General features: G+C 61.2%; 15 protein-coding genes and 1 pseudogene. 11 read left to right on the top strand and 5 right to left on the bottom strand.

Going from position 1 to position 18,832, the window contains the following annotated elements:
- Nucleotides 1–5: 5 nt before the first annotated feature.
- The 3 genes from CK227_RS34190 to panB form a co-directional block, all read right to left on the bottom strand.
- Entirely contained in the window at nucleotides 6–725 is a 720-nt protein-coding gene (locus CK227_RS34190; protein ID WP_063169247.1) for a LuxR family transcriptional regulator, read from the bottom strand.
- A gap of 98 nt (nucleotides 726–823) precedes the next feature.
- Nucleotides 824–1,732: a pantoate--beta-alanine ligase gene (gene panC, locus CK227_RS34185; RefSeq protein ID WP_063169248.1), complete on the bottom strand. Its 909-nt coding sequence runs from the start codon at nucleotides 1,730–1,732 to the stop codon at nucleotides 824–826.
- A complete protein-coding gene (gene panB / locus CK227_RS34180) occupies nucleotides 1,729–2,565 on the bottom strand; it encodes a 3-methyl-2-oxobutanoate hydroxymethyltransferase (protein ID WP_063169249.1) in 837 nt (278 codons plus the stop codon). The genes panC and panB overlap by 4 nt, the downstream gene beginning before the upstream one ends.
- Before the next feature lie 171 nt (nucleotides 2,566–2,736).
- On the opposite strand from panB, the gene CK227_RS34175 reads away from it, so the two are divergent.
- The 10 genes from CK227_RS34175 to CK227_RS34130 all read left to right on the top strand — a co-directional run bounded on the left by CK227_RS34175 (nucleotide 2,737) and on the right by CK227_RS34130 (nucleotide 14,130).
- A complete protein-coding gene (locus CK227_RS34175) occupies nucleotides 2,737–3,699 on the top strand; it encodes a membrane protein (RefSeq protein ID WP_024505567.1) in 963 nt (320 codons plus the stop codon).
- Nucleotides 3,700–3,761: 62 nt separating this feature from the next.
- Nucleotides 3,762–4,736, top strand: coding sequence for a quinolinate synthase NadA (gene nadA, locus CK227_RS34170; RefSeq protein WP_063169250.1), 975 nt, complete (start codon nucleotides 3,762–3,764; stop codon nucleotides 4,734–4,736).
- Complete coding sequence (locus tag CK227_RS34165) at nucleotides 4,733–6,274, top strand: L-aspartate oxidase (RefSeq protein ID WP_063169251.1); 1,542 nt, start codon at nucleotides 4,733–4,735, stop codon at nucleotides 6,272–6,274. Before nadA ends, CK227_RS34165 begins: the two co-directional genes overlap by 4 nt.
- Before the next feature lies 1 nt (nucleotide 6,275).
- Complete coding sequence (gene nadC / locus CK227_RS34160) at nucleotides 6,276–7,157, top strand: carboxylating nicotinate-nucleotide diphosphorylase (RefSeq protein WP_063169252.1); 882 nt, start codon at nucleotides 6,276–6,278, stop codon at nucleotides 7,155–7,157.
- A 174-nt stretch (nucleotides 7,158–7,331) separates the two neighbouring features.
- The gene (gene bioB, locus CK227_RS34155) at nucleotides 7,332–8,300 is read left to right on the top strand and encodes a biotin synthase BioB (protein WP_224570943.1); all 969 of its coding nucleotides are present in this window, start codon (nucleotides 7,332–7,334) and stop codon (nucleotides 8,298–8,300) included.
- Nucleotides 8,297–9,436 (top strand): 8-amino-7-oxononanoate synthase, encoded by a 1,140-nt coding sequence (locus CK227_RS34150; protein WP_024505572.1) that lies wholly within the window; start codon nucleotides 8,297–8,299, stop codon nucleotides 9,434–9,436. Before bioB ends, CK227_RS34150 begins: the two co-directional genes overlap by 4 nt.
- Entirely contained in the window at nucleotides 9,433–10,068 is a 636-nt protein-coding gene (gene bioD / locus CK227_RS34145; protein ID WP_063169254.1) for a dethiobiotin synthase, read from the top strand. Before CK227_RS34150 ends, bioD begins: the two co-directional genes overlap by 4 nt.
- On the top strand, nucleotides 10,068–11,333 hold the full coding sequence (locus CK227_RS34140; RefSeq protein ID WP_063169255.1) for an adenosylmethionine--8-amino-7-oxononanoate transaminase: 1,266 nt from the start codon (nucleotides 10,068–10,070) through the stop codon (nucleotides 11,331–11,333). The genes bioD and CK227_RS34140 overlap by 1 nt, the downstream gene beginning before the upstream one ends.
- A complete protein-coding gene (locus CK227_RS34135; protein ID WP_063169256.1) occupies nucleotides 11,330–12,313 on the top strand; it encodes a beta-ketoacyl-ACP synthase III in 984 nt (327 codons plus the stop codon). Before CK227_RS34140 ends, CK227_RS34135 begins: the two co-directional genes overlap by 4 nt.
- Nucleotides 12,314–12,486: 173 nt before the next feature.
- Nucleotides 12,487–14,130: an MFS transporter gene (locus tag CK227_RS34130; protein ID WP_063169257.1), complete on the top strand. Its 1,644-nt coding sequence runs from the start codon at nucleotides 12,487–12,489 to the stop codon at nucleotides 14,128–14,130.
- A 234-nt stretch (nucleotides 14,131–14,364) separates the two neighbouring features.
- Here the strand turns inward: CK227_RS34130 and hemN are convergent.
- Both hemN and CK227_RS34120 read right to left on the bottom strand, forming a co-directional pair.
- Nucleotides 14,365–15,691, bottom strand: a pseudogene (gene hemN / locus CK227_RS34125) (oxygen-independent coproporphyrinogen III oxidase).
- Between the two features lie 464 nt (nucleotides 15,692–16,155).
- Nucleotides 16,156–16,512 carry a hypothetical protein gene (locus tag CK227_RS34120; RefSeq protein WP_024505577.1) on the bottom strand — a complete coding sequence of 119 codons (357 nt, stop codon included), beginning with the start codon at nucleotides 16,510–16,512 and terminating at the stop codon, nucleotides 16,156–16,158.
- 681 nt (nucleotides 16,513–17,193) lie between these two features.
- Here CK227_RS34120 and CK227_RS34115 point away from each other — a divergent pair.
- The gene (locus CK227_RS34115) at nucleotides 17,194–18,333 is read left to right on the top strand and encodes a porin (RefSeq protein WP_063169258.1); all 1,140 of its coding nucleotides are present in this window, start codon (nucleotides 17,194–17,196) and stop codon (nucleotides 18,331–18,333) included.
- Nucleotides 18,334–18,832: the final 499 nt, after the last annotated feature.

Here is an 18,832-nt window from a genome sequence, read left to right as displayed (position 1 = left end):
GAGGATCAGGATCTCGCCCGAGCAGCCATCCGCACTACGGCCTGGTTGATGGTTCGCACGCCAAGCTTCGCCTTGGCGTTTTCCTGATGGAAGGTCACGGTGCGTTTCGAGACACCGAGAATCTGGCTGATATCCCAGGCCGACTTGCCGCACGCCGCCCATTTCAGGCACTCGAACTCCCGCCGGGTGAGCATTATGCCATCTACCACGCAATCTTCGGCGAGCCTGCGCCGGGCATGGATATGAACGTTGATCGCAACCAGTTGCATTGCTTTTTCGTAGCGCGTCAGCGACCTCAGAAATGGCGGATGCGCCTCGTTGGAGGCGAAGGTCAGTGCGGCGAACCGGCCGCGATGATCATGCATCGACATGGTCAGTCCGCCGCGAATGCCGAACTCAGCTGCTTTTTCCAGGACTTCCTGCTGAGAGGTCGGCAAATAACGGTGATCGCGGTCCACACCCCAGTCGAAGGTATCCCAGCCCCGCAGTCCCCGCAGGATCACGGGATCCACGCTGTGGTAGCGCTGTTGCAGGTAATGTGATGTCCATGATGATGGATAATTCGAGATCAATCGCGGCCTGTCGCCGGAAGCGGATGGGTAGGTGAAATAAGCGAAGAGCGGAAAGTCGAACCCGGCTGCGGCGGACGCCATTGCCTCATGGAGATCGACGGCATCGACGCTTGCAGAGAGTTGCTCGACCAAGGTTTCAAATACGCGATGCATCTGCGCTTAGCGTACCTCGCGGAGGTTGCTGGAAGCCGACGGAGACGTGGTTCTAAATGATGGCCTGTCCCTGCAGGGCATACGACGCGCCGCCGTCATCACCGCAATTGCTGTGCTGCTTCCGATTGGAGAGAGCTCCGCCCACCTGACCAACTACCGATGGGTGATATTGCGACGTTATCGATGAGCCGCGTGTCGCCAAGCCAAGCCGCAGCAAGCAAGCGTGCCGGTCGGTCAAGGCTTGCTAACGATTGCAGGTCTGTTTCTCCGCGAAGCTCCAGGTATTCGAGCTCGCGATAGCCGGCAGCCAGAATTGCTGCACGCGCTTCATCAAGCGTAGGCAGGATGGGGGAGCCGCGTGCAAGCCGCTCGGCCGTATCGAGCAGGACCGATGCTAGTTTTGGGGCAATGGCGCGTTGGGCTGGGGAGAGCCGCACGTTACGCGACGATAGCGCAAGACCATCGGCTTCGCGGACTGTCGGACAGGGCACAATAGTGATCGGAATGTCGAGATCCCGGACCAAGCGCCTGACAAGCTGAAGTTGCTGAAAATCCTTTTCGCCAAAAAAGGCGAAGTCAGCGCCGGCCTGCAGGAAGAGCTTGGCCACGACCGTCGCCACGCCATTGAAATGGCCGAGCCGGAATGCGCCGCAAAGGCATTCGCTGATGCCGGACACTGAAACGGCCGTGGCGAAGCCCACCTGGTACATTTCCTCTGTGTCCGGCACATAGAGCAGATGCGTGCCCAGCAGAGCGAGCTTGGCAGCATCGTCGCTTTCCGTCCGAGGGTAGGCAATCAGGTCGGCGGGGCTGTTGAACTGCTTGGGGTTTACGAACAGCGTCACGATCACCCGCTCGGCCCTTTCGAGCGCCTTCCGCACGAGGCTCAGATGCCCGTCGTGCAAGGCTCCCATGGTCGGCACAATACCGATCGTGGCACCCGAGCGACGCCATTGCGCAACGACGCCGCGCAGCTCGCTCACGGTTCGAGCGATCGGCACGCTCATGTGAAGTCACCGGCCTTCAAGGCGTTGACATAGAGATGTTCGACCGCCGGAAAGTGCCGGTTCCGCATATCGGTGGCGTAAGCGGCGATTGCCGCCTCAGCCTGCTCACCGAGCTCGGCATAGCGTTTGACGAACTTCGGCCGAAATGAGGTGAAGAGCCCGAGCATATCGTGGCTCACCAGAATCTGGCCGTCGCAAGCTGGCGAGGCACCGATGCCGATGGTGGGTATGTCGATATCGGCGGTTATCTGCCGTGCAAGCTGCTCCGGTATCTTTTCCAGCACCAAGGAGAAGGCGCCAGCTTCAGTTACCGCCCTGGCGTCGCGCCTGATCCGCTCTGCATCGGCTCCCCGGCCCTGCACACGATAGCCTCCAAACGTGTTTACCGCCTGCGGCGTCAGGCCCACATGGGCCATGACAGGTACGCCGCGCGCGGTAAGGAAGCGGATGGTTTCCGCGATGGTCTCGCCGCCCTCGATCTTTACCGCTGAACAACCGGTCTCACCCATCACGCGCGCAGCGTTGCCGAAAGCGTGCTCTGGGCTTTCCTCGTAGGAACCGAAGGGCAGGTCGACGACCATCAGCGCGTGTTCAAGGCCGCGGCGAACGGCCTGTCCGTGCATGATCATCATGTCGAGCGTGACCCCCAGCGTCGACGACAGGCCGTGCAGCACCATGCCGACGCTGTCGCCGACAAGAACGATGTCGCAGTGGCGATCGAGCAGCCTCGCGACCGGCGTGGTGTAGGCCGTCAAGCATACAAGTGGCGTCTGGCCTTTTCGCGATCGAATATCTGGAGGAGTCATCCCTTTTATCTCACCAGCCGCGCTCAACCGAGGCCCCTTCCCTTACGTTACCAACAGCGGGTGTCGCGTTTGGCATATTTTTGTGCGACTGCGAAGAGCTAAAAACAGCGCTTGAGTACTCCGGTGTTGACGTGCTGGCTTCCAAGGTTACATTCAATCGATTAAGGCGCTCCGTTGGGCCAACCCGCTTTCGCAAACATGGATCCTCAGACAAGAAGAACCAAGAAAGGCAAAGCCGCCGTCAAAGCTGACGAAGCCAAAGTGGACCTGACTGCCGTCGTGGTCGCCGTAAACGACAGTGAGCCCTGTGTCCTCACAGTCGGTCATGCGGACACCCTCCCTTCTGGACCTTTTGCCCTTGAGCATCGATCACTGCAGTCGGGTTTGAGGGGGTGGGTGGAGCAGCAGACCGGCCATGCACTTGGATACATCGAGCAACTCTACACCTTCGCCGATCGCGATCGCATCGGCACTGAGCGCCACCAGCGCGTCATCTCAATCAGCTATCTCGCATTGACCAGGAAGGAACAGGCAACGAACTCGGCCGCGTGCGGCTGGCAAAGTTGGTACGAATATTTTCCCTGGGAGGACCACCGCTTCGGCACGCCGCCTGTGCTGCTCGATAGATTGCGGCCCCGCCTGATTGAGTGGGCCGGCGGCGCCAGCGAGCCGACCACTCAACGCGAGCGCCGGCAGCGCGCTGCGATAGCCTTCGGCTTCGACGACCGCCATTGGAACGAGGAACTCACGCTCCAACGCTACGAGTTGCTCTATGAAGCTGCTCTGATTGAGGAGGCCGGTGGCGGCAGGGACGCGATTGCGGCCGCGGCTGGCAAACCAATGGTCGCTGACCACCGTCGTATTCTGGCAACCGGGATCGCGCGGCTGCGTTCGAAGATCAAATACCGGCCGGTCGTGTTCGAGCTTATGCGGCCTTCCTTCACGCTGCTGCAACTGCAGCGAACCGTGGAAGCTTTGGCTGGCAGGCTGATCAACAAGCCGAACTTCCGGAGATTGGTCGAGCAGCAGGAACTTGTTGAGGAGACCGGGGAGACCTCCCTCGACACGGGCGGCCGACCGGCGAAGCTTTATCGCTTCCGGCATGCCGTCCTCGACGACAGGGCTATCGCCGGGACAAAATTACCGCTGGCGCGGGCTTGACATACTTATAGTCAAGGTAGATATATTCCCTTATTGTCAAACCGAATATAATCGAGGCGCCAATGACTGGGGCGTTACCTATGGCTGCGTCCTTGTATGAGCGTGTCCGGCGGGTGATCCCACCCGTTGAATGGCCCGCGTTCGCCGGCGATATTGAAGCCATCTTAGCGCTGAAGCGTGAGCGCAATGCGGTGGTGCTGGCGCACAATTACCAGACGCCCGAAATTTTTCATTGCGTGGCAGACATCGTCGGCGACAGCCTGGCGTTGGCCCACAAGGCGGTGACGGTCGACGCCGACATCATCGTGGTTGCCGGCGTTCATTTCATGGCCGAGACGGCAAAACTGCTCAATCCGAACAAGACCGTGCTCATCCCGGATCTCCGCGCCGGCTGCTCGCTGGCCGAATCGATCACGGCAAACGACGTGCGGCTAATGCGGCTGCGGTATCCGGGGGTCCCCGTTGTTACTTACGTCAACACTTCCGCCGCCGTAAAAGCGGAGTCCGACATCTGCTGCACGTCCGGCAACGCCAAGGCGGTGGTGGAATCGCTTGGCGTGGCGCGTGTGCTGATGCTCCCGGACGAATATCTGGCGAGGAACGTGGCAGCCGATACAGACGTCGAGATCATCGCCTGGAAAGGCCATTGCGAGGTGCATGAGCGCTTCACCGCAGCAGACATCCGGGAACTGCGCGATGCCCATCCAGGCGTCATCGTGCTGGCCCATCCAGAATGCCCACCAGACGTTGTCGCGGAGGCGGAGTTCTCCGGCTCGACCGCGGCGATGTCGGATTATGTCGAGCGTGAGAAACCGAAGCGTGTCGTCCTTCTGACCGAATGTTCGATGAGCGACAACGTCGCGGTCGCGCATCCCGACGTCGAGTTCGTTCGCCCATGCAATCTGTGCCCGCACATGAAGCGCATCAACCTGGCCAACATTCGCGCCGCACTCGAGCAGAACCGGCATGAGGTCCGGATTGATCCCGAAATTGCCGGCCCCGCCCGCCGCGCGGTCGAGCGCATGCTTTCCCTATGAGTCTGGAGGTTCGCGAAATCGCGGGGGCGCCGGTCGTCATCGGCGGCGGCATTGCCGGCCTGATGACGGCGCTTCATCTGGCGCCGGAACCGGTCGTGCTTTTGACCAACGCGCCGCTTGGAACCGGAGCCTGCAGTGAACTTGCCCAGGGCGGTCTTGCGGCAAGTCTCGGGGGCGACGACGGCCCAGATTTTCACCTTTGCGACACGATAGCTGCCGGCGACGGACTCTGCGATGAGGCCACGGTGCGGCGAGTGGTACGAGCTGCACCCGAAGCGATTAGGACGATCCAAAGGTTCGGCGTCGACTTCGACCAGCACCCTGACCGCGCGTTGCGACTTGGGCTCGAGGCGGCACACTCGCGACGGCGGATTGTGCATGCAGCCGGCGACGCCACCGGTCGCGAGTTGGTGCGCGCGCTCGTCGCCGCGGTTCGGCGTACAGCCTCGATCACCATTATCGAAAATGTGGAGGTCCGCCGGCTGGTCGTGCAGGACGGGTCGGTCATCGCCGTGGTCGCAGCAGGACGAGCCGGCGCGCTCGCTCTGCCCACGCGTCGCGCGGTGCTGGCGACCGGCGGCGTCGGCGGGCTGTTTTGCGACACGACAAACCCCGCTGGCTCATGGGGTCACGGGCTGGCGCTCGCCGCATGGGCGGGGGCGGAACTCGCCGACTTGGAATTCATACAGTTCCATCCAACTGCGCTCGACGGTCCGCGCCGGCCGATGCCGCTGGTGAGCGAAGCCGTGCGTGGCGAAGGCGCGGTGCTCATCGATGAGCGAGGAGAGCGCTTCCTCGCCGACACACCTGGCGGTGAACTTGCGCCTCGCGACGTCGTAGCGCGCGCCATTTGGCACCAGCTTGCCGTTGGACGCCGCGTATTCCTGGACGCACGGCAAAGTCTCGGCCCGAGATTTGGCAAGCGTTTTCCAGGCATCGCCGAATTGTGCCGGAGCGCAGGAATCGACCCAGCGACCGACCTGATCCCGGTGCGCCCGGCGGCACATTATCACATGGGCGGCGTCGCCGTAGACAGCGCCGGCCGCAGCTCCATCGAGGGATTGTGGGCCTGCGGTGAGGTGGCCTGTACCGGCCTGCACGGCGCCAACCGCCTGGCCAGCAACTCGCTCACCGAAGCGGCGGTCACCGCGAGCTGGGTTGCCGAAAGCGTTGCCGGCACGTCGTATACCCGGCGACCGCGCAGATGCTCCACATTCGTCCCTCCACGACCAGACGCTTCCGTGGTCCGCCCGATTGTCTCCGCCGCCCTGGGTATCATCCGCGACGGCGAGGCAATGCGCGAAGCGGTGGCGACCCTGCTGCCGATCGCAGCCAATAGTGTCGCTGCCTCTGGTCCGGCTTTGGTCTCACTGATGATCGCCGCGGCGGCCCTGAGGCGGGAAGAGAGTCGAGGCGCGCACTGTCGGTCCGATTTCCCGCTCCACGATGCCAACGTGCGCCCATCACGGCTGACACTGCACAGCGCAATGCGGGCCGCGGCCGCACTCGATTGCCGGGCTACCATACGGAGCACTTGATATGACTTCATTCTCCCCCCTCCCCGCGACCCTGATCGAACCGATTGTGCGCGTTGCGCTCCTCGAAGACCTGGGCAGATCCGGCGACCTGACCACCGATGCGGTTATCCCGTATGATTGCACTGCCACGTTGGTGCTCAAAGCGAGGCAGGCGGGCGTCGTTGCCGGGCTCGATCTGGTCTCGTATGCCTTCCTTCTCGTGGAACCGGCGATCAACATCCAGATCTGGCGCCCTGATGGCAGCGAGGTTGGGGCCGGGGAAACCATTGCAAGATTGTCCGGACCCGCACGAGGCCTGCTCACGGCCGAACGCACGGCCCTCAATTTCTTATGCCGGCTGAGCGGCATTGCCACTGCCACAGCGGCCATGGTTGAGGCCGTGCGCGGTCACAAGGCGAGGATTGTATCGACGCGAAAGACGACGCCCGGGCTGCGGGCATTGGAGAAATACGCCGTGCGCGTCGGCGGCGGTGCCAATCACCGGTTCGGCCTCGATGACGGCGTGCTCATAAAGGACAACCACATCGCGATCGCCGGCGATATGCGCACAGCAATAGAGCGGGCGCGCGCCGCAGCAGGGCATATGGTGAAGGTCGAGGTCGAGGTCGACACGCTGAAGCAGCTCGATGCAGCGCTCGCGATTGGTGTTGACGCGGTGCTGCTCGACAATATGTCGGTCGAGGATCTTGCCCGCGCGGTTTCTATAGTGGATGGCCGTACGATCACCGAGGCGTCCGGTCGGGTGATGCCGAAAACGGCGGCGGCGATTGCGGCGACCGGTGTCGATCTCATCTCCATGGGTTGGCTGACGCACAGCGCCCCGATCCTCGACATCGGCCTGGACATGCCGGACCACCAGAACATCTGCAAGCACTTGAACTGAGGATTACGGCGTGAGGAGCAACATCAGCTCGGCAGGCGTAGGAGGTGCTGGAAAGACGTGCCGCAGCTCGCCTTTAGCGAGTGCGCCCCAAAGCCAAGAAGGCGTACCGGACTAGCAAACAAAGGTTTGACGATGACGATTGGAATGAACTCGGAGTTCGACGTGAACCAGACCATGCAATCGGTCGACGGAACGCCTCCGCGATGGAACCGCAAAGAGGCCGAGGCCATCTACGGCATGCCATTCAACGATCTGCTGTTCCTGGCTCAGACGATCCACCGCCAGAACTTCGATCGAAACCGAGTGCAGCTGTCGCGGCTCCTTAGCATCAAGACCGGCGGGTGCCCCGAAGATTGCGGCTATTGCAGCCAGTCTGCGCATTACGAAACCGGTGTGAAGGCGTCGAAGCTGGTGGACGTCAAGCATGTCATCGACGAAGCGGCCAAGGCGCGTGATGGCGGCGCAACGCGCTATTGCATGGGCGCGGCGTGGCGAAGTCCCAAGGAGCGCGACATGGACGTTGTGGTCGCCATGATTGAGGGCGTCAAGGCCCTCGGCATGGAGACCTGCATGACGCTCGGCATGCTCGATCTTGAGCAAGCTGCTCGCCTGAAGCAGGCCGGTCTCGACTACTATAACCACAACATCGATACCTCTGAGCGCTACTATGGCGAGGTTATTTCAACCAGGACTTTTGCCGACCGGCTGAAAACGCTTGGGCACGTGCGCGCGGTTGGGATGAAAGTCTGCTGCGGCGGCATTGTCGGGATGGGAGAAGAAAAGACCGATCGCATCGACATGCTGGTCACGCTCGCGAACCTGCCCGAGCCGCCGGAAAGCGTGCCGATCAACATGCTTATTCCCATCGAAGGCACGCCGCTTGCCGCGGCCGACGCCATCGATCCGATCGATTTCGTCCGCATCGTTGCGCTCGCGCGGGTGATGATGCCGAAATCCTATGTAAGGCTGTCCGCCGGCAGGACGGCGATGAGCGACGAAACGCAGGCGCTGTGCTTCTTTGCCGGCGCCAATTCGATCTTTGTCGGCGACACGCTGCTGACGGCGGGAAATCCCGGCGAGGACAAGGATACCCTTCTGTTCCGGCGCCTCGGCATTGAGCCTATGGAACTCGCCACGCAATGAAGGAGGCAATTCTTGCCCGCTATGACGCAACCTTGCGGGGACTGGGGCGCAAGGACCGGTTGCGGACGCTCGCACCGCGCGCCGGGCTCGACTTCTCGTCGAACGACTATATCGGACTTGCCGCCTCCAAAAGACTGGGCGATGCGGTTTCGACGGCGATTGCGCGGGGCACGCCAGTGGGCGCCACCGGATCGCGGCTGTTGCGCGGCAATGCACCGGAACATGAGCAACTGGAGGCGGACGCAGCGGCATTTTTCGGAGCCGAGCGTGCACTGTTCTTCGGCAGCGGCTATATCGCCAACTTCGCTCTGCTGACGGCCCTGCCGCAGAAAGGCGACCTGCTGGTCCTCGACGAGCTCGCTCATGCCAGCATGCATGAGGGTGCCCAGGCCGGGCGCGCTGAGTTCAAGCTGGCCGCGCACAACGACGTCGACGCTGTCGAGGACGCAATCACCCGCTGGCGCGCCGAAGGCGGCATGGGGCGGGTGTGGATCGCCTTCGAAAGCCTTTACAGCATGGATGGCGACCGTGCGCCGATGGAGAGCCTGGTCGCGCTGGCTGATCGGTACCAGGCATTCATCGTCGTCGATGAAGCGCATGCCACCGGCGTCTGGGGACCGGACGGCCGGGGACTGGCCGCCGCGTATGAAGGCCGCGACAACATCGTCACGCTCCACACATGCGGCAAGGCGCTTGGCGCATCCGGCGCGCTCGTTACCGGACCGCGAACACTGTGCGACTATCTTATCAACCGGTGCCGGCCATTCATCTATGCGACCGCACCATCGCCGCTGATGGCAGTCGCGGCACGTGAGGCGCTGACTATTCTGTCTGACGAGCCTATGCGTCGTGCTCAGTTGCACGAGCGTGTCGCTTTCGCGAGCCGGCAATTGGCCGAACGCTGCGGCGTGATGCCCAGCGGCTCGCAGATCCAGCCGCTTGTGATCGGCGATAACAGCCGCACCATGGCGGTGGCGGCAGGACTGCAGGCACGCGGCTTCGACATACGCGGCATTCGCCCGCCGACAGTGCCTGAGGGTACGTCGCGCCTGCGCATTTCGCTGACTCTCAACGTCGACGAAGCCGACATTTCCGCCATGGTCGAGGCTCTCGTCGGAGTGTTGGCCACAGCATGACCAAACGCATCGTCGTCACCGGAACAGACACTGGAATTGGCAAGACAGTGTTTTCGGCCGGACTTGCCGGGCTGCTCGACGGCTTCTACTGGAAGCCGGTGCAATCGGGCCTCAACGAGGAGACCGACAGCGAGGTCGTCGCCCGGCTTTCCGGCTTGCCCGACGGACGCGTGCTGCCCGAAGTCTATCGACTGACGATGCCGCTGTCGCCGCATCGATCAGCCGAAATCGACGGCGTCGCGATCGAGGCCGACGATCTTTCATTTCCGGTCCTGCCGACACCGCTCGTCATCGAAGGCGCCGGCGGGCTGATGGTGCCGCTCAATCGACAGACAAGGTTCATTGACATATTCGAACAATGGCGGCTGCCGGTCATACTGTGCGCCCGCACCGCGCTTGGCACCATCAATCATACGCTGTTGTCGATCGAGGCCCTGAGAGCCCGCTCCATCCCGCTCATCGGCATTGCCTTCATTGGCGAAGAGGTGGCCGATACACAAAGGACAATCGTGGAATTCGGCGGCGTGCCGCAGCTGGGCAGGCTGCCGCACCTCGGTCCGCTGACGGGTGAAACGTTGAGAGATGCAATGATTTCCGGCTTCGACCTGGCCATGATTGCCGGAGGCGACTGATGGCGGAGTCTCGAGTCTGGCATCCGTTCACGCAGCACGCGCTAGAGCCCTCGCTCCCTGAAATCGTGCTGACTGAAGGCGCCTATCTCCACAAGGCCGACGGCTTCCGCATCCTCGATGCGATTTCTTCCTGGTGGGTCGTCACCCATGGCCATCGCCACCCCCGCATCATGAAGGCCATCGAGACGACCGCCTCGAGCCTCGACCAGATCATCTTCGCGGGCTTCACCCACGAGCCGGCCGAACGGCTGGCCGAGGCGCTTGTAGGCATCGCACCCGCCGGCCTCCACCGGGTGTTCTATTCCGACAGTGGCTCGACCTCAGTCGAAGTCGCGCTGAAGATGGCGCTCGGCTATTTCCGTAACATCGGCGCGTCGCGTTCGCGCATCGCCGTCATGGAGCACAGCTATCATGGCGACACCATCGGCACGATGAGCGTCGGCGCCCGTGGCGTCTTCAACGCCGCCTATGAGCCTTTGCTGTTCGAGGTCGACACCATCCCCTTCCCGGCCGCCGGGCGCGAGCAGGAAACGCTGGATCGGTTCGAGGCCGTTAGCCGCGACCGGCGCGCAGCCGCGCTGATCGTCGAGCCGCTGGTGCTTGGCGCCGGCGGCATGCTGATGTATCCGGCCTGGGTTCTTGCCGAATTGAAGAGGATCGCCGAAGCCTCCGGCACGCTCGTGATCGCCGATGAAGTGATGACCGGCTGGGGGCGCACCGGAACCATGTTTGCCTGCGAACAGGCGTCCGTCTCGCCCGACATCTTGTGCACCTCGAAAGGTCTGACCGGTGGTACCATCCCGCTGGCCGCCACGATCGCCACCGATGCCATCTTCCACGCTCACTTTTCGGAGGATCGCAAGAAGACGTTTTTCCATTCGAGCTCCTACACCGCCAATCCGATCGCCTGCGCGGCAGCACTTGCCAATGTCGAGATCTGGCGTGACGAGCCGGTGGCCGAGCGGATCGCGGTCTTGAGCGCGAGGCAGGCCGCGGGGCTGCAACGCTTCCGGGACAATCCATATTTCACCGACTGCCGGACAACCGGCACCATCGCGGCACTCGACCTACGCACCGGCTCAGCCGGTTATCTGGCCGAGATCGGGCCAAAACTGCGCGCTTTTTTCCTTGAGCGCGGCCTGTTGGTGCGCCCGCTCGGCAATGTCCTCTATCTTCTGCCGCCCTATTGCATCACCAGCGACGAATTGGACGGGCTCTATGACGCGATAGAGGAGGCCGGCGAACGCTTCGGCTCGCGGCCATGAACCTATCGTCGCGCGTTCTCGGCTTCGGCCATCATGCGCCGACGCGCAAGGTCGAGAACCCGGAAATCGAAGACCGGCTCGGGCTTGAGCCCGGCTGGATCGAGCGGCGCACCGGAATTCGCTCGCGCTTCTGGGCAACAGACGAAGACACGCTGTCGGGCCTTGCCGCCTCTGCCGGCGACATGGCGCTGACCAATGCCGGTATCGACCGCGGCGACGTCGGTCTACTCTTGCTCGCCACGTCGACGCCCGATCACCTTCTGCCGCCAAGCGCGCCGCTGGTCGCACATCGGCTGGGGCTAGGCCGCGCCGGAGCGATCGACCTGACCGGCGCCTGCGCCGGCTTCATCTATGCGCTGATGTTCGCCGACGGGTTCACCCGCCTGCACGGCAAAGCGAGCCTTGTCATCGCCGCCAACATCCTCAGCCACCGCATCAATTTGGCCGAGCGCGCCAGCGCCGTGCTGTTTGCCGATGCCGCCGGCGCCATGGTGATCAGTCCTTGCGATGACCCGGATCGAGGCATTCTCGGCGCTTCGGTGGATTCCGACGGCTCGCGCTACGGGCTAATCCAGATTCCCGCCGGGGGAAGCAACACTCCGTTCCATGCCGACCTCGACCTCGCGCAGACACGGATGACGATCACTGACGGCCGTGAAGTATTCAGCAAGGCCGTGGAGATGATGACCGCCTGCTCGAGAGATGCGCTCACTGCTGCCCGACTGAGGCCGCAAGACCTCGATCGTTTCGTGCCGCATCAGGCCAATGCGCGCATTTTCGACGCGGTCGGCAGGAACCTCGGCATCGCTGATCACTCGATCGTCAAGACGATCGCCGAATATGGCAACTCTTCCGCCGCGACGATCCCGCTCTCATTGTCGCTGGCCCATCGGGCGCAGCCGTTTCGGCCTGGCGAGAAAGTCCTCTTGGCGGCAGCGGGTGCGGGTCTCAGCGGCGGCGCGCTTGTGGTGGGAATTTAGCAAAGCAATGCTTGCGCACAGGACTGCTCATGAATGAGACTATGAGAATGGCTCAATACGCAAATAGTCGCCGGCAAGCTCCATAGAGCTGGGGTCCGTGCGGTGCTCCGCGATGTCTAAGTATCGACCCGCTTGCTCAAATCGCAGCGCTCATCGAAGGCCAGCAATACCTCATGCAGAGCGAAAATCCCCAACCGCCCGTTTCAAAGACGCTCGCCCCATTTCGAAACAAGGTGTTTCGCTCAATTTGGGCGGCCACCCAGATTTCCAGCCTCGGTTGGCTAGTGCAAACGGTCGCCATCAGTTGGCTTATGGCAACGATTTCAGCGTCCGACCTCATGGTGGCACTCGTCCAGGCCGCATCCACATTGCCGGTGTTCTTCCTCTCAGTTTTCGCCGGAGCCATTGCCGACAACTTCAGCCGCCGGTGGGTGATGTTTGCGGGACACTGCCTGATAGCATCGGCGTCGACGACGCTGATGATTTCTGTGGGTCTGGGATTTGTCAGTCCTTGGCTGATTCTCGGGTTAGGTTTCCTGGCCGGCTGCGGCTTTGCCTTGAATGATCCGGCTTGGCACGCTTCGGTCGGCGATATCCTTCACAAACGCGACATTCCGGCCGCAGTGACGCTTATGTCCGTCGGATACAACATTGTGCGCAGCGTTGGTCCAGCCTTGGGGGGCGTGATCCTGGCCGTCTTTGGGCCGCTGGCCGCTTTCGCCTTGGCTGCGGTGAGTGATCTGGCGCCCATAAGCGCGATATGGCGCACCAAATGGGAGGTCCGCTCTTCGCCTCTCCCTCGTGAGAGAATGACGACGGCAATTCATGACGGAGTGCGCTTTACGGCGATGTCTTTGGAGATCAGGGCAGCGACCGCCCGAGCCGCTCTTTTCGGGTTGGCAAGCATCTCCATTCTGGCGTTGCTCCCCCTCGTCGTCCGGGATCAGTTGAAGAGTGGGCCAATTGTCTACGGTATCTTATTGGCCGGCTTCGGCATGGGTGCTTTCATCGCGGGTATGGGCAACGGCTTCTTGAGGAAGGTCACGTCTCAAAACAGGCTGGTGGCCTTCGCCTCTGTGGCTTGTGCAGTCTGTTGCCTCTCCCTTGCCCTTACATCGTCGCTTCCTGTGGCGGCCATTTCGCTGGCGCTCGGCGGAGCGGGTTGGCTTATCACCTGGACGGGCATTGACGTGTCGGTGCAGTTGGCAAGCCCAAGGTGGGTTGTAGGCCGCACGCTCTCCATTTACTACGCCTTGAGCGCAGGCGGTATGGCTGCTGGCAGCTGGATCTGGGGTTCTGTCGCGCAAAACTATTCCTTGACCTCAGCATTGGAGGGCGCCGCAGGCGCTCTGTTGCTGGTTGCAGCAGCGGGGATCGTGTTGCCGGTCCGTCCCTGGGAAGAAACCGATCAAGAAAGTTCAGTTTTTCATCCGCCGGACGTGGCTCTCGATCTGAAACCCAGAAGTGGCCCTATCGTGGCCAAGGTCGAGTATTTGATATCGGAGGAAAATATCGAGGCCTTTCTGGGCTCCATGCGCACGCGGCGACACGTCCAGAGCCGTGCCGGTGCACGAAACTGGACGCTCCAGCGAAATCTGCAAACACCGTCACTTTGGACGGAGACATTCCGCACCCCCACCTGGATGGACTTTCTCCGCCTAAATCATCGACTCACCGCAGCAGATAAGGAAGTCGCCCAGCATCTCCTGTCACTGCATGAAGGAGAGGTGCCTCCGCAGACAGTGCTTTCGATTGAACGGACGACCGAGGCAATTCGTACCCGTACCTCGACAATCTTTTCTCGTCCTCCAAGATGACGCCATCAAGCTGCTGTCCAGGGACAGGGTGGATCACCGGTGCTTTGCAGAGCACAGCCTCACACCGAGAGCAGCGTGCTCCGGGTTGTGCGCTTTCGCGCGCACCCAGGCGAGATGATGGTGAACGCGGCGTCAAGTGGAAGTCCCCTGCATACGCTTGCGGAGTCTTCTGCGAGAGCCCATGCCGACGAGCGCCAAACAAGGTCTGATGCCTTTCGGCGTCGTGGCCTCAACTCATCGATTCGCGAGAAAAGCATCGAATGCAGCAGCAACGGCGCGAACAACAAAGCGGTGCTCCGGCCGCACGCGGATGAAGCCGTTTTCGACGTCCAGGATCCCCTCCTCAGCCAGCGTCACCAAACTCTCAACTGAATCGAGAAAACGAGCTGGTTCGATTTCGTGGGCGGCACAGATGGTCGGCACGTCGGCCTCCAAATCGCACATCAGTCGCTCGATGATCGCTGCGCGCACCCGGTCATCGTCGGTCAGACGGTGACCCTTTGATGTCGCCAGACGTCCACTTGCGATGTGCCGGGCGTAAGAATCCCGTGTTACTTCGTTCTGAACATACCCCTCGCGGACTCGGCCAATAGCCGACGCGCCGAAGCCGATCACGTTTTGCAAGTATCGGCCGAGTATCCCAGCGAATTACGCCGTAGGCGCCCGGTCTTCTGGCGCTAGCGCAAGTTCGTCGTCCGGCGGAGCGAAATGATCGAGCCCGATCTCCCGGTAGCCAGCGCCAACCAGTGTCTCGGCGACAGTTGCAGCCTGTTCGGCGCGAAGATCGCCGTCCGGTAGACCTGCCTGCTCGATTAGGCGCTGATTCTTTATCACGGAAGGAATATGCGCGTATCCGAACACCGCAAGCCGGTTGGGGCGCATGGCGACCGCAGCCATCGCGGTCTGGATGCAGGACTGCACAGTCTGTTTCGGTAGACCGAAGATGAGGTCGAAGTTGATATGGCCAACGCCATGCCGGCGGAGATTTTGGACTGCAGCGGCCGTCTGCACCTTACTCTGGATCCGATTGATCGCCTTTGCACATCGGGATCAAAGCTCTGCATCCGATGCTCGCGCGGTTGACACCGTTAGCTGCCAGGGCTTCGGCCATTTCCGGTGTGAACGTTCGGGGATCGATCTCCACGGCGATCGCAGCAGTTTTGCTGAAAGCGAAGTGGCGGCGTAGAAATTCCATCAGCGCCAAGTGCTCGGCTGGCCCGATAAGGTGAGGCGTTCCGCCGCCGAAATGCACATCGCTCACCGGCAGCCCTTGCCGCACTTGCTCCGACACCAAACTGATCTCCTGACGCAGCACCGCTAAATAATTAAGGATCGGGCCGTTGCGACGGATGACCGCGGTAGGGAAGCCGCAATACCAGCACATGGATCGGCAAAACGGAATGTGGAAATAGAGCGACACCGATTCGTCGGCCGGGAGGCCCCCCAGCCATTCCTCATAATCGTCAGCACCAACTGCCGCAGAGAAGTCTGGCACAGTCGGATAGATGGTATACCAAGGCGGCCGGGGGTCCCGGTACTTTGTCAGGATTGAGGTGTGCAAGGAGCTGTCATCCCACGTCGCTCATCCATCATTCTTTCGTTGCGCGCTCGTCCTGGTCTCTGACCTAAGTCAGTGCGTCCCGCTTATGTCGCAGTCTCGTTTGGACAGGATGGGGTCAACCACGCCGGGGAGCGCGCGTGCCATGGTTGCGCCTGAGGTGATGGTGCGGTGCCGCATTCAACGTCTGAGTACGTGACGCCAGTGCAGTGTGCTTGAGGCGTCTGCGGAAGAACTTTGCAATGCGAAATTCATGTCCGACGCAACGGACCTGTCAAGCCTCGTTCAGACGCCATCCAGGTCCAGCCAGCGGCCTTCCCTGCCGGCCGAAAAACCATACCGGCTTTAGCCACCGAGACGCTCTAAAGCTGACGTCGGCTCATTTGATGAAAGGAGGACGCCGCTAGGGGGTGCACAAGGTTCCCCGGCTTGACGTCGCTTCGAGCGAAGAGCGGTGTGGCTTGTCGTCAAGCGCCGGGCAGCGTGCCCCCTACCGATATCCCGAAAAGATCGACCAAGATGGCCATGCCGACGCCACACGCGGTCTGGATGAGGCCGACCATGAAAATGCGATTGGCGCGTTCGTAGATGGGGCGCCGCAAGGAACTCATGTCGAGCAGCATGGACAGCGCTCTCATCTGCAGTGCGATGCCGAGCAGGATCGGCACTACGGCGAACAGATCGTAGAGTTGCCATGGCAAGGGGTTCGCGGCCCAATGAGTGAGGAAGCCGAGGGAAAAGGCAAGCAGGATACCCACGGCAGTGATTGTGCCGTTGCGGAAAATGGTCTCGATCGGTTCTTCCTTCGGATCGTGCTCGTCCAAGCGGCTTCCTTTCGTTGCTCTTTCCGTCGAGACTAAGTTCTCGAGAATACTGTTCATCGCCAATTACTCGAGGCGAGCCGTAGGCAGCCGTTTCAGGGTGCGCTCCCTCTCGCTTCCGGCCGCGCAATGTACCTGCACGGCGAACTTACAGCGGCGAAAAGGTGCTGCGGCCACCATGCGACGCCTCGGACGTGCACGCCCTCTGTTCCTGGCGCAGCCCTTGCGGAGCGTACGCGCAGTGATCCTTCTCGGTAGCGGATGGCGCGGCCTCCGTTGCGGTCAGACGGGAAGCCGTCGCTGTTAAACGAGACTGTCACATATCGAACATGGCGAACCGTGTCGCACATTTCTTTTCGCAGTGACCCTCAAAAAAAGTGATTCCAGCGAGACGAAGGCGCGTCGGCCCGATTTTGGTGTCGGCCGCATCTACGCTTCAGGTTGGCATGTCGCTTGCTGCTCTATTCGGAGAGCTGCAGCGGTCCGACCGGAGTGTTTCACATGTAAACGATAATGAATCTCCTAGCAGAAAACACTATTATAAGTACATGTGGCTTTTACGCTGGCTCACCTCTCGTGTCAAGCGCTTTGGCGTCCACATATTGGAGACAACACGCACAAAATTTAGAGGAAAAGCTTGCTCTTTCGCCTCTATCCTTTTTATTCCTTCATGGAGATCTAGACATGTACATCAAGAGTCCTCTTCTCGGCTTAACTGCTCTGATGACCATTTCCGTCGGTCGAGCAGCTGGCGCCGAGCGGGAACCGGCCGAGTACATCAAGATCTGCGACGTCCTCGGCTCGGGATATTCCTATATTCCCAACACCGAGACCTGCCTGCGCATCGGCGGCTATGTCCGTTACGATATCGGCCTGGGTGACGTCCGATCGTATGACAGCGCAAGAACCTCGGACGTGAGAACTGGCGAGGACCAAGGCACTTGGCGAAACAGCACACGCTTCACGTTCAAAACTTGGACCGGCCAGCAGACCGAGCTCGGCGCGTTGACGACCTATACCGAAACCCAGGTGAATTTTGGCAACAGCGCTAACTCGCATGACAGTCCTCAGAACTATGATTTCAACAGCGGCCTCGCACTGGCTTCTGCCTGGGTCGAGCTGGGAGGCCTGCGAGTTGGCAAGGAGGGGTCGGCCTTCGATACGTTTGCAAGCTACGCTGGCAACGTTCTCGATAGTATGCTCGTTCCGTCGGCCGGCTTCGACACCAACGTGGCTCAGTACCACTTCGACGCCGGCAACGGCATTTCGACTGTGATTTCGCTCGAACAAGGATCGGGCTCAGCCGGTACTATCGACAGCTATATTCCGCACGTTGTCGCCGGCTTGAAATACACGCAAGGCTGGGGCTCGATCATCGGCGTCGCGGCTTATGACAGCAATTACGAAGCTTTTGCCGGCAAGATCCGCGTCGACGTCGCTGTCACAAACCAGCTGTCGCTGTTTGGACTCTTCGGCTACGGTTCCAATGCCAGTCTCAACGAGGACTCAAACGGCGCAATTGCCAATCATGGGCGCGGCTCGTACAAAATCTGGAACGGCCAGTGGGCTTTCTGGGCGGGCGCCACCTACGAGTTTGACGAGAAAACTTCGTTCAACCTTCAGGTCTCGGGTGATCAGCTCAAGGATGCTGGTGTGGCTGCAAACGTCGCCTACATGGTCGTTCCCGGCTTCACGGTCACAGCCGAGGTCGATTACGACCACTACGGCAACTCTGGCCTCGGCCCTGCCGAGCCTACCGCCGTCAAGGGCACGAGCAAGCCGAACAGCGTCGGCGGCATTCTCCGCTTACAAGGCTCATTTTGAAATCTCTCCAGTCGCGAGCATGGCAAAGGCACTTGCCTCGACAACGCACGCATGGAGAGCTTCGTTCGCCATCTTGAAGTCTGCATCGACCGTCCACGGCCCATCGTACCAACTAGAAACTGAAAGTTATGAGCCCTGTGTACTACACCTAGCCCTTGACCTGCCCGATGAACCGGCCAGGGGCCGTCAGTTCAAATTCGGGGCCGTTTAGAGGGCAGTGTGAGGCCGTGTTAGGTAAGCGCCACTGCAATGTCGAGGCCGCGACACGCCTGTCGCTTTGGACGGCTGGAATTGCCCTTCGCGGCGCCATTCATTCTCTCAACATTTACGTGATAATGCACGCTGAGTCCGAGCCGCGTGGCAGCACCCATCCTAGGTGTGAGCTTTCGAGAGGTTGTCCATTCGGACCGGACCGAGGAGACTGGAGTTACCACGCTTCAGCATCCATCGGAGGGTCCGAATGAACATCCACAAGAATGCCCGTCTCACACCGCTGCGT

Origin of the sequence: Mesorhizobium sp. WSM4308, from assembly GCF_002294905.1 — a bacterium.
GTDB lineage: Bacteria > Pseudomonadota > Alphaproteobacteria > Rhizobiales > Rhizobiaceae > Mesorhizobium.
This window is presented reverse-complemented; position numbering and strand designations above follow the sequence as displayed.

Excerpts from the sequence above, each read along its gene's own strand:
- CK227_RS34135 (WP_063169256.1), top strand. The coding sequence starts at position 11,330 with ATGAACCTATCGTCGCGCGTTCTCGGCTTCGGCCATCATGCGCCGACG.
- CK227_RS34165 (WP_063169251.1), top strand. The coding sequence starts at position 4,733 with ATGAGTCTGGAGGTTCGCGAAATCGCGGGGGCGCCGGTCGTCATCGGC.
- nadA (WP_063169250.1), top strand. The coding sequence starts at position 3,762 with ATGACTGGGGCGTTACCTATGGCTGCGTCCTTGTATGAGCGTGTCCGG.
- CK227_RS34115 (WP_063169258.1), top strand. The coding sequence starts at position 17,194 with ATGTACATCAAGAGTCCTCTTCTCGGCTTAACTGCTCTGATGACCATT.
- CK227_RS34175 (WP_024505567.1), top strand. The coding sequence starts at position 2,737 with ATGGATCCTCAGACAAGAAGAACCAAGAAAGGCAAAGCCGCCGTCAAA.
- CK227_RS34130 (WP_063169257.1), top strand. The coding sequence starts at position 12,487 with ATGCAGAGCGAAAATCCCCAACCGCCCGTTTCAAAGACGCTCGCCCCA.
- bioB (WP_224570943.1), top strand. The coding sequence starts at position 7,332 with ATGCAATCGGTCGACGGAACGCCTCCGCGATGGAACCGCAAAGAGGCC.
- panC (WP_063169248.1), bottom strand. The coding sequence starts at position 1,732 with ATGAGCGTGCCGATCGCTCGAACCGTGAGCGAGCTGCGCGGCGTCGTT.
- CK227_RS34150 (WP_024505572.1), top strand. The coding sequence starts at position 8,297 with ATGAAGGAGGCAATTCTTGCCCGCTATGACGCAACCTTGCGGGGACTG.
- CK227_RS34140 (WP_063169255.1), top strand. The coding sequence starts at position 10,068 with ATGGCGGAGTCTCGAGTCTGGCATCCGTTCACGCAGCACGCGCTAGAG.
- nadC (WP_063169252.1), top strand. The coding sequence starts at position 6,276 with ATGACTTCATTCTCCCCCCTCCCCGCGACCCTGATCGAACCGATTGTG.
- CK227_RS34190 (WP_063169247.1), bottom strand. The coding sequence starts at position 725 with ATGCATCGCGTATTTGAAACCTTGGTCGAGCAACTCTCTGCAAGCGTC.
- bioD (WP_063169254.1), top strand. The coding sequence starts at position 9,433 with ATGACCAAACGCATCGTCGTCACCGGAACAGACACTGGAATTGGCAAG.